Raw genomic sequence first — 10416 nt, 5'->3', positions numbered from 1 at the left:
CTGCCAATGTTCCCCGTTTCGTTATTTTTGGGGGCGTTTTTACCCGGCCGGCCCCTTTCCCCGCGGGGCAATGGGGGCCTCCGTTTTCCGTTGTGGCTAGGCTGAACACCGCACATCGGCGATGGGGGCTCCGTGAGCACGGTCGAGATCTGCAACGGTCATCTGCACTACGAAGCCGCGGGCGACGGGCGACCGGTCGTGTTCCTGCACGCCGGTGGCCTGACGAGCGCCCAATGGGACGCCGAACTCGCCCGGTTTTCCGCGCACCACAAGGTGATCCGCTACGACGCGCGCGGCCACGGAGATTCCTCGGACGCCGTACCGACGCAGCCGTATACCCACGCCTACGACCTTCGTGAACTGCTCGACGCACTAGGCATCGAGCGCGCGACGCTCGTCGGCTGTTCGATGGGGAGCCGCACCGCGATCGACTTCGCGCTGACCTGTCCCGAACGGGTCGAGGCGCTCGTGCTCACGTCGCCGGGGATCAGCGGGATGAACCAGCGAGACCCGTTCGTCCTCACCTTGAACGAAAGGATCGCCGAGGCGATCGGCGGGGGCGACCACGAACTGGCTCTCGAACTCGTCATCCAGATGCTCGTCGACGGACCGAAGCGGGAGCCGGAGGACGTCGATCCCGCCGTCCGTGCCCGCTGCCGCGTCATGTTCCTCGCCACCGGGACGAAGAATCCGGGGAACAACCCCGTTTCGTACGAACTCGACGCGATCCCGCGCGTCCACGAGATCGCCGCGCCGATCCTCGTCATCACCGGCGAACTCGACTACCTCGACATCCACGGCGTGGCGGACCATGTGGCCCGCCACGCCATGGACGCGCGCAAAGTCGTCGTGCCCGGAGCCGGGCACATGCTCAACCTCGACCGGCCGGACCGATTCGCCGAACTGCTCACCGAGTTCCTTTCCCGGTGATCACGCCGCGACCAGGACCTCCCAGCGGACGCTGCTGACCGAAGGCTCCAGAGACAGCCGCGACACCGCGGACTCCATCTGCGCGTCGTCACGCTGGTCGCCGATCAGCTCGGCGCGCACCTCGACGGCGTGGTCGTCCGGCCGGTCCGTGCTGAGCACCGAAAGCAGCCGGAAGTCCGTGCGCGTCAAGGCTTGCACCAGCAATGCGCGGACGTGCGCCTCGTCGTCGTCCCGGGTGACGGCCTGGAAGGCGTAGTGGGTCGGGGTCTCGTCACCGGTGTCGGGACGGCGGTCGACCGCGCGTCCGAGCGCCCGCAGCAGGATGTTGACCGCGACGACCACGACGGTCCCCGCAACCGCGACGCTGTACAGTCCCGCGCCCGCGAGCGCGCCGACCGCGGCCGAGCACCACAGCGTCGCGGCCGTGTTGAGTCCGCGGACGCTGAGCCCGTCACGCAGGATGACCCCGGCGCCGAGGAATCCGATGCCGGACACGATCTGCGCGGCGACGCGGGTCGGGTCGGCGTCGCCGCTGGTGGACAACCCGCCGAACCCGTGCGCGGACAACAGCACGAACAGCGTCGCGCCGACCGCGACGAGCGCGTTGGTGCGCAGCCCCGCCATCCTGGCGCGGTACTGCCGCTCGAACCCGATGACCGCCCCGAGCCCGACGCCCGTGCCGACCCTGAGCAGCATTTCGAAGGTGTTCATCATGATCCCGGCTCTTTTCTGGCGTGCGTACACAAGGCCAGACAGGGAGAAGTGCCGGAGAAACCCCGTGCGCTCAGCGCGCGTGCGGTGCCGAGGTGACGGCGCCCGGGATCCGTCCGGTCGTCTCAGGACTGTCTTCCGGCATGTGCCGCTCACCTCGCTTCCGTGCTTGTTCGGCTGGTGAAACCTCGGTCACTATACCGGCACGGGCGTACCAGGACAGTGACGGGTGGTGACGATCACGTCGTGCTCGCGACCAGCGCCGCACTCGCGACGAAGCCGGTCACGCGCGTGCCCCACGAGGCTTGCGGTCGAACAGCGCCGCGCCCACCATCAGCACCGCCTGCACGACGACCCGGTCGAGCCGCCACGACCGCCACGACGTCCGCAGCAGGCCGCGATGCGCGGCGAGGTGCAGCCGGAGGTCGTCGTGCCCGAGTTCGTGCGCCCGCCCGAAGTGCCGGTACGCCGAGCGCCAGTCCTTACGCGCCAACGCTTCCCGCCCGGCTTCCAGTTCGGCCGAATACGTCTCCATCTTCTCCCCTACAACCCTTGGACGAGCAGATTGAACGCCTCGTCGATCAGCTCGTCGAGTGAACGCTCGCCGTGACGAGCCTGGTTTTCCGCCGCCTGCAATGCTGCGAACGACGCGCCCACGAGCATCCCGGGGTACAGGTCCTGCGCGGGATCGGTGCCGCGCCGCGCGGCGATCTCCGCGCTCAGTGCGGCGATGGTCGCGTCGACCTCACCGAACCGCATCCGGGAGAACAGCTCGGGATACCGCGCGTACAACCGCTGCAGCAGTTCCCATTCCTCGGCCAGATGCGCGAAGTCCGCCGCCGCGGCCATCGCCTTGATCACCACACGCATCGATTCGGCGGGTGCTTCTCCCTCCGGCCGCGCCTTGAGCTCACCGAGCATCTCCTCGGCCGTCCATTGGTGCGGTTCGATCGAGAACGCGTCGTCCTTGGCGCGGAAGTAGTTGAAGAACGTCCGCGGCGAGATGTCGGCGGCCTTGCTGATCATCTCGACGGTGACGGCGTCCGGCCCGTGCTCGAGCGCGAGACGGACGGCGACCGCCCGGATCGCCGCACGCTTCGCCACTCGGCGACGTTCGAGCCGCCCTTCGGACCCTCCCATGACTTGCACTCTATGCAGCTTTTGCAGAGTCTGCAAGTTCTGCACAGAGTGCAAGCCTGGAACGTCGGTCAGCCCACGACAGCGCCGCTGGCCGGATCGAGCTTCACCGGCTTCGCCTTCGGGGCCGAGAAGTCGAACATGCCGTTGAGCGAACCCGCCTGCTCGTCGAACGAGGCGTCCCCGATCCGGCCGACCGACCAGTTGTCCTCGATGAACTTCAGCACCGACGTCTGGTCGGTCAGCGTGTGGTCGACGTGGTTCACCTTGCTGTAGGGCGAAATCACCAGCAGCGGCAGCCGCGGGCCGTAGCCGCATCGGTCGGCGTAAGCACCCAGCTTGACGGGCTGCGACGTGCACATCGGCGAGTCCTGGGCCGGGTCGTTCGAGCCGTTGACGATCTTCGAGGCGACGTGGTCGTACCAGCCGTCGGAGTCGTCGTAGGCGAGCACGATCGCGGTCGAACTCCACTGCGGCGACTGCTGGATCTTGGTGACCTCGGACGCCACGAAGGCCTGTTCGTCCAGCGGGTCCGAGTAACCGGCGTGACCGTCCTGATAGGACGGAGCCTTGAGGAAGCTCACCGACGGCATGTTCCCGGCGGCCAGCGCGGCGTCGAAGTCGGCCGTGTCGTACTGGTGGTTGGCCTGGTCGTTCGCCCCGATCGCGGCCACCGAACTCGGCGGCAGGTGCTTCGGGTTCGCCGTGGACTTGTAGTACTGGAACGGTTCGTGGTGCGGGCTGTAGTCCACAACGGACTGACCGCCGACGTTCTTGTGCTTCGCGTCGCACGCCGCGTAGTCGCCGTTCTTGCCGGTCGGCTTGAACCCGCCCTGGAACCAGCCCCAGGACAGGCTCTTCGCGTTGAGCAGGTCGCCGATGTTGCGGCCCTGCATCGCGGCGAGGTTGTCCTTGGCGGTGTGGTTCTTGTTCGAGCAGTCGTCGAACGCCGGGTCCGGGTCCTCGATCATCGTGCCGAGGCCGCTCGCGTTCGGCGAGACCGCCGTCTTCGGATCGGTCTTCGGCGCGCCGGTGGCCGGGTCGACCGGCTGTGCGCCGTGGGTCTGGCCCGAAACCAGGTTCACCGCACCGGGGCTGGACGGGCCGAACACGGTGTTGAACGAGTTGTCGTTCAGCGCGTAGTGCTGGGCGTAGTTCCACATCGCGGTGACGGTGTTGCCGTCGTAGTAGTCCATGACCAGGCCGGGCTCACCGAACAGCACCGGCTGTCCGGTGCACTTGTCCTTCTCGGTGTTCTCGACGAACTTGTCCATCTTGCCGCCGTTGAACGCGGCCTGTTCCTTGTTGTAGTCGTGGTCCTGGTCGCAGGTCATCGCCTGGGAGCGCGCCAGCCGCTTCGGGTTGTACGCGTTCGGGTTGTGCGTCAGCAGGTCCGGGGTGAGCCCGTTGACCTGCGGGGTGTTCGGCGCGGGCGTGAACGGGGTGCCCTCGTTGTTCGCCGCGTTCGGGTAGGTCCCGAAGTAGTGGTCGAACGAGATGTTCTCCCCGAAGATCACCACGACGTGCTTGATCGGCGTCGCGGTCGCCGCCGCGTCGGCGCTCACCGCCTGACCGGGAGCGGGCTTCGGCCCGCTCGACGAGTCCTGGCCGCCACTCGAACACGCTCCCGCGGCCAGTGCCACGGCGGCCGCCACCGCGCCCGCCGCGAGCACGCGCCCGCCTGCCCTTGCTTTCACTGTGTGTCCCTTTCCTACGCGAGCAGCGCTCGCCCGTAGTGATCGTCCGGACCGGTCACGCCCGGAAGCGCGAAGAAGTACCCGCCGCCGAACGGCGAGACGTAGTCCACCAGCGGTTCCCCGGCCAGCCGCTGCTGCACGGCCTCGAACTGCCGCTGGAGATCACGTTGGTAGCAGGTGAAAACCAGCCCCATGTCGAGGTTCCCGTTGCCGTCGACACCGCGGTCGTAGTTCACCGACCGGCGCAGGATGCGGCTCGCGTCGGTGTCCGCCGACCGCGGGTTCGCGAGCCGGATGTGGCTGGTCAGCGGGATCACCGTGCCGACGGGGTCGTCGGCGAACCGCGGGACGTCCGTCTCGGTGACGCCGTCCAGCGGGGCGCCGGTGTCCCGGCGGCGGCCGATCATGTTCTCCTGCTCCGACAGCGAAACGCGGTCCCAGAACTCGACGAGCATCCGGATCAGCCGGATCACCTGGTAGGTCCCGCCGGTCGTCCACGCGGGCTCGCCCGGCGCGGGTGTCCACACGAGACTGTCCAGTTCGGACGTCGCGGGGTTGGCGATCCCGTCCTTGAAACCCAGCAGGTTCCGCGGCGTGCCGTCCGGGCGGGGCGGCGAGCTGAAGCCGTCGATCTTCCAGCGCGGCTGCATCCCGCCCCGGGTGGCTCGGGCAATGTCCCGCAGGGCGTGCAGCACCGTGTCACTGTCCTCCGCGGACAGGGTCAGGCTCAGATCGCCGTGACACCATGCCGCTTCCAGCGCGTCGTCGGGGAACGTCGGCATCGGCTTCAGCTTCGCCGGTTTCCGGTCCGTCAGGCCGTATCTGCCGTCGAAGAGCGACGCACCGACGCCGACGATCGTGGCGAGCTGGCCCGCCGGGATCTCCGGCCCGAGTACCCCGGAGTCGGACGGCGGCCCGGTGATGCCGAGCGCGGCGGGCGCTCCCCCGGTCGTCAGGAACCGCGCCCGATCGGTCAGCGCGCGCAGCAGATCCGTCAGCTCGGCCCGGTTCTGCGCGATGACGTCGAACGACGCGACGACGCTCCGCCGCGCGGGCTGCGCTAGGATCGAGGCCTGCCGCGGTCCGTGGAACGGGACCCCGCCGGCCGCGTGCGCGCTCGACGTCAGACCGGTGGCCAGTCCGGCACCGGCACCCGCGGCCATCGCGCCACGCAGAAAACTCCGGCGGCGCAGGTTCACCGGATCCTCCTCGGCTCCGCGATCGCCGCGACCGGCGCGAGCAGTTCGGTGAGCTGGCCGACGTCGCCGTTGACCCGCTGCCGCAGCGCCGGATCGAGCCGCGCGACCGGCGTCCAGGATCCGTCCGGACGCCGCGCCGACTCCAGCGTCCGCTTCGTCCTGTCCAGCCACGCATCCACAGTGGACAGACCGGGGAACCGGGTGGTCAGCAGTGGCCGCAGCACGTCGAGCACCGCCCTCGTCCCGTCCACATTGGCCACCGCGGTCGCCAGTGCGGTGCCGCTGCCGAAGTCGCTGCGGCCGGTGAGCTCGAACTGCAGGGTGTTCTCCATGATCTCGTGGGCCCGCAGGCCGAGATCGTTCTGGTCGATCTGGGCGTCGCCGAACCCGTCGCGCAGCGCGCCGGCGTCCTCGGCCAGCCGGTCGGCGACGGCCGCCAGCGCGGGCATCCCTTCGCCGTGCCAGAGCCCGTTTTCCAGCCGGTGGAAGCCGGTGAAACCCGGGTCGGCCGTGCCGCCCGGCAGTCCGGTGGCGCGGCCGTTGATGGCCTTGTCGGAATCGCCGAAGGCGTTGTAGGCCGCGCCCAGCCGTTCGTAGGTGAGATGCGCGGTGAGCCAGGCCGTCTCGCTCCTGGCCCGGTCTCCACTGTGGACGGCCGTCTTGAGCGCCGCCACGTCGGCGGCCAGCCTGCCGAGGCCTTCGAGCACGTGGCCGTGGTACGCCTTGACCGGGCCGAGCAGGTCCGCGTCGGTCACCGGGACCACGGCGGGGCCGGGCCGCGCGACGCCGCCGGAAACCCGGACCGTCGGCCCGACGAAGGCCGAACTCCCGTCCGGGACACAGCGGAACGCGTAGCCGCCGTCGCCGAGGTTGACCGGCAGCGCGCGAGTCGTGCCGGGGCCGAGCCCGTCGATCTCGCCGAACACGGTGCCGGTGTCCGGGTCGATGAGTTCGACCTCGGCGCTCGCCGCCCCGCTGTTGTGCACCTGGAGGGTCCGCGGCCCCGGCTTCGGCGCCGTCCAGCCGGCACCGCACGTGGAACGCGACACCTCGATCGGCGTCTCCGCCGCGGCCGGGGTGGCCTGCTCCCCCGGCCAGGTCACGGCGACCACGGTGCCGCCCGCCACCAGCACCACCGCCAGCGCGCCCGCCCACCGGGCGCGCACCGAACGCAGCACGCGTTCTCCCCTCTCGTGAACGATTCGCGCTCACCTTCACGCACCGCGTGTCCCGCTGGCAAGCCGAGTTCCGGCTATGCGCCGAACACGGCGGATAGTCCGGTTCGGCGGCCACCGGAACGTCAGCGGCGAGACCCGAAAAGTTCACCCGGAAGGATCATGCGAACGCCGGAAGGACGCCTTCGATGCGTCGGGGACACCGAAGACGTCCTTCCTGGGGACGGCCACGACCGGGGGAGGTCAGCCCTTCGCCGTGGCGGTCGTCTGGAACGGCTGGGTGTTCGGCTGGAACACCTGGCCCGCTGCCGGGACCTTCAGATCGATCAGGTAGTCGGCCGTGGCCTTGTCCACGCCGAGCGACTTGCCGAGGATGCAGTGCCCGAACGCGTCGACCGACAGCAGCCGGGCGTTGCCGAGCTCGTTCGCCATCCGCTTCGCGAACAGGTACTGCGTCGCCGGGTCGTAGTAGTTGCCGACCACGACGACCGGGTTCTCGGTCTGGACCTGCCACGGACCGCGGTAGACGTCCGGGTGCCTGGCGGGCCACACCGGGCAGGCGGCGACGTCGGAGAAGATCTGGTAGCGGCCGAACGTCGGCGACTCCCGTTCCCACTGCGCCGCGAGCCCCGGCACCTTGTCCTGCTTGATGGTGATCTTCTTGTCGGAGCAGTTCACCCCGAAGTACGAGTCGTCACCGGTGTAGGGGCTGTCCGGGTCGAGATCGGCCAGGCCGTTCTTGCCCGGCGCGAGCACGTCGAGCTTGAGCGCTCGCGCCGACTGGGCCTGCGCGGTGGCGGCGGCCGGCGGGTGGATCACGTCGTACAGGCTCTGCAGTTCCTGAGCCAGCGCCGGGAAACCGGCCGGCCGGTAGAGCGTGCTCGAGACGCTGCTGGTGAACTGGCTGATGTCGATCGACCCGCCGCCGGGCAGCTTGATCGGCTGCTGACGCAGGTACTCGCGCAGCTCGTCGAACTTCGTCCTCGGGGTACCGGAGCTGAACGCGCACTTCGGACCGGACTGCGCACAGCGGGTCAGGAACGCGTCGAGCGAGATCTCGAACCCGCGGGCCCGTTCGCGGTCGTACTGCACGCCGTCGCTGGTGCGCAGCGCCGGGTCGACGTTGCCGTCGATGACGATCGCCCGGCTCTGCTTCGGGAACATCGCGGCGTACGTGGAGCCGATCAGCGTGCCGTAGGAGAAGCCGACGTAGGTCAGCTTCTGGTCGCCGACCGCCGCACGCAGCTTGTCGAGGTCCCGCACCACGTCCTTGGTGGACATGTGGTTGAGCAGTGCGCCCGAGTTGTTCCTGCAGAACTGCCCGAGGTCGCGGTAGGCGGCCAGCGTGCTGGAGATCTCCGCGCGGCTCAACGGCACGCCGACCTGGGCGCCGTTCACCTCGTCGGCGTCCTCCTGCGTGGTGAAGCAGCGCAGCGGATTGCTCTGGCCCACCCCGCGCGGGTCGAAGCCGATGAGGTCGAAGCGGTCGACGACCTGCGGCTGGAAGTAGCCCGTGCCGCTGATCGGCATCCGCAGCCCGGAACCGCCGGGACCACCGGGGTTGAGGAACAGCGATCCGACCCGCTTGTCCGGCGTGCGCGCCGCGCGCTTCAGCAGCGCGATGTCGATCGTGCCCAGCGAGGCGTCGTCGTGGTCGATCGGGACGCGGTACCGCGCGCAGCTGTAGAACTTCGTCTGGTCGGCGGGCACCCCGCGCAGGGTGTCGGCCGAGCAGGCACCCCAGTCGACCGGTTTCGTCGCTCCCACCTGCGCTGCCGGAATGCCCCCGGCCGGCGCCGCGGCGGCTGTACCGGACATCCCGGTCAGCGCCGCACCGGCCACGAGCGCCCCCACCAGTGCGACCGCGCGCACCCGGCTCTTCGCGGAACTCGGCAAGACTTCTCCTCCCTTGAGTCGCGCTGGCGCCGCGCATGCGGCGTCACCACGCGTTACAGGGGTGAGACTGGCACAAACCGCCGATTCCCGTCACCGGCCGAAAGGATGGTGGGAGGCTATCGACCTGAACGAGTTAGGACGACGGTGTCATCACAAAGATGGGCAACGGGCGCCCGGCGGCCACCCGCTCCATTTCGTAGCCGGGCCAGAACCGCAGCAGTTCCCGCCACATCCGCGAGTACTCCTCGCCGTCGAGCTCCTTCGCCGTGACCGCGATCGCCTTTCCGGCGATCGCGATCTCGGCGTCGGGGCAGGCCCGCAGGTTCAACGTCCACGCGGGGTTGTTCGGGCGGCCCCAGTTCGACCCGGTGAGCACGAACCGGTCGCCGTCCGGGTAGTAGAGCAGGTTGGTACTGCGGGGCAACCCGCTCTTCCGCCCGGTCGTGGTGAGCCGCAACGACGGCAGCCCGGCCAGTGCCACCAGGCTGACCCGGCCCTTGAACGCCCCGTGCAGCTTCTTGTCGGCCCAGATGATCCCGCCCGCGAGCTTCATCACCCAGGGTTTCGTGCCGAGCACGCGAGCGAACGCCGCGAGAGGATTAGCCACGTACGGATCTTGCCAGGCTCACCCCGAACCGCTGCTGTGAGTCCGTCCACCATCGCTCGACGGCGAACCCGGCGGACCCGAGTTCGGCTTCGACGCCGCCCGGCCGGAACTTGGCGGAGATCTCGGTGCGGATGTGCTCGCCGTCGGTGAACTCGACGGTCAGCCCGGCCCCGGGAATCTCGACGGTCTGCCGCCCGCGTGACCGCAGCCGCATTTCGATCCACTCGTTCTCGGCGTCCCAGTAGGAGACGTGCTCGAAGGCGTCCGGGTCGAAATCCGCGCCGAGCCGGGTGTTGATCACCCGCAGCACGTTCCGGTTGAACTCGGCGGTGACCCCGGCCGCGTCGTCGTAGGCCCGTTCGAGGACACCGGCGTCCTTCACCAGGTCCGTCCCGAGCAGGAGCCACTCCCCCTCGTCCAGCACGTCCCGCACCGAGCGCAGGAACGCGGCGCGTTCGGCGGGCAGGAAGTTCCCGATCGTGCCGCCGAGGAACGCCACGACCCGGGGCTGGCCGCCGGGAAGCCGGTCGAGGTGCTGGGTGAAGTCGCCGACCACTCCGCGCACGTCGAGCTTCGGGTAGTCCGCGGAGATCGCGGCCGTGGCCTCGGCCAGCGCGGATTCCGAGACGTCCAGCGGGACGAACGCCTCCAGCGTGCCGTGCCCGGTGAACGCGTCGAGCAGCAGCCGGGTCTTCTCGCTCGAACCGGAGCCCAGCTCGACGAGGGTGTGTGCCCCGGTGAGCTGGGCGACGTCACCGGCCCGCGTGGCGAGCACCTCCCGTTCGCTGCGGGTCGGGTAGTACTCGGGCAGCGCGGTGATCCGCTCGAACAGCTCGCTGCCGTCGGCGTCGTAGAACCACTTGGGCGGCAACCATTTCTGCCCGGCTGTCAGGCCGGCGCGGACGGGGGCCCCCCGGTTGGGGGGGGGGGGGCGGGGGGCACCGCCCCGCCAGGCCCGGGCCGGGGATACCCGCCCGCCGCCCGGCCGGGGGCGAAGGGCCGGGGCACCCCGGCGTCGCCCCCCCGGCGCCCCGCACCGCCCCGCCCGTCCAGCGGATCATGAC

9 protein-coding genes and 1 pseudogene are annotated in these 10416 nt (G+C 69.8%); 1 reads left to right on the top strand and 9 read right to left on the bottom strand.

The genetic code is table 11. The features are described from left to right. Window positions 1-132: 132 nt before the first annotated feature. Entirely contained in the window at window positions 133-930 is a 798-nt protein-coding gene (locus tag ACFWY9_RS44280) for an alpha/beta fold hydrolase (RefSeq protein WP_378341707.1), read from the top strand. Here the strand turns inward: ACFWY9_RS44280 and ACFWY9_RS44275 are convergent, their stop codons facing one another. From ACFWY9_RS44275 to egtD, 9 genes and pseudogenes are all read right to left on the bottom strand, one after another. Then, entirely contained in the window at window positions 931-1641 is a 711-nt protein-coding gene (locus ACFWY9_RS44275; protein ID WP_378322754.1) for an MgtC/SapB family protein, read from the bottom strand. A gap of 283 nt (window positions 1642-1924) precedes the next feature. Then, on the bottom strand, window positions 1925-2176 hold the full coding sequence (locus tag ACFWY9_RS44270) for a DUF3703 domain-containing protein (protein ID WP_378341706.1): 252 nt from the start codon (window positions 2174-2176) through the stop codon (window positions 1925-1927). An 8-nt stretch (window positions 2177-2184) separates the two neighbouring features. After that, window positions 2185-2781 carry a TetR family transcriptional regulator gene (locus tag ACFWY9_RS44265; protein WP_378341705.1) on the bottom strand — a complete coding sequence of 199 codons (597 nt, stop codon included), beginning with the start codon at window positions 2779-2781 and terminating at the stop codon, window positions 2185-2187. 68 nt (window positions 2782-2849) lie between these two features. Continuing rightward, window positions 2850-4475 carry a phospholipase C gene (locus ACFWY9_RS44260; RefSeq protein WP_378322714.1) on the bottom strand — a complete coding sequence of 542 codons (1626 nt, stop codon included), beginning with the start codon at window positions 4473-4475 and terminating at the stop codon, window positions 2850-2852. 14 nt (window positions 4476-4489) lie between these two features. Continuing rightward, a complete protein-coding gene (locus ACFWY9_RS44255) occupies window positions 4490-5638 on the bottom strand; it encodes a Dyp-type peroxidase (protein WP_378341709.1) in 1149 nt (382 codons plus the stop codon). 32 nt (window positions 5639-5670) lie between these two features. Further along, the gene (locus tag ACFWY9_RS44250; RefSeq protein ID WP_378341704.1) at window positions 5671-6852 is read right to left on the bottom strand and encodes an EfeM/EfeO family lipoprotein; all 1182 of its coding nucleotides are present in this window, start codon (window positions 6850-6852) and stop codon (window positions 5671-5673) included. A 240-nt stretch (window positions 6853-7092) separates the two neighbouring features. Then, on the bottom strand, window positions 7093-8721 hold the full coding sequence (locus tag ACFWY9_RS44245; protein ID WP_378341708.1) for an alpha/beta hydrolase: 1629 nt from the start codon (window positions 8719-8721) through the stop codon (window positions 7093-7095). 157 nt (window positions 8722-8878) lie between these two features. Then, window positions 8879-9352, bottom strand: a complete 474-nt coding sequence (locus ACFWY9_RS44240) for a nitroreductase family deazaflavin-dependent oxidoreductase (protein WP_378322712.1) — start codon at window positions 9350-9352, stop codon at window positions 8879-8881. After that, window positions 9345-10262, bottom strand: a pseudogene (gene egtD, locus ACFWY9_RS44235) (L-histidine N(alpha)-methyltransferase); the annotation flags it as partial. The gene ACFWY9_RS44240 and the pseudogene egtD, both read right to left, overlap by 8 nt. Window positions 10263-10416 lie beyond the last annotated feature (154 nt).

The sequence above is a fragment of the Amycolatopsis sp. NPDC059027 genome, assembly GCF_042739735.1.
In the GTDB taxonomy this organism is placed as follows: Bacteria; Actinomycetota; Actinomycetes; order Mycobacteriales; family Pseudonocardiaceae; genus Amycolatopsis.
The sequence above is the reverse complement of the archived record's forward strand: the minus strand, read 5'-3'. Positions and strand labels throughout refer to the sequence as shown.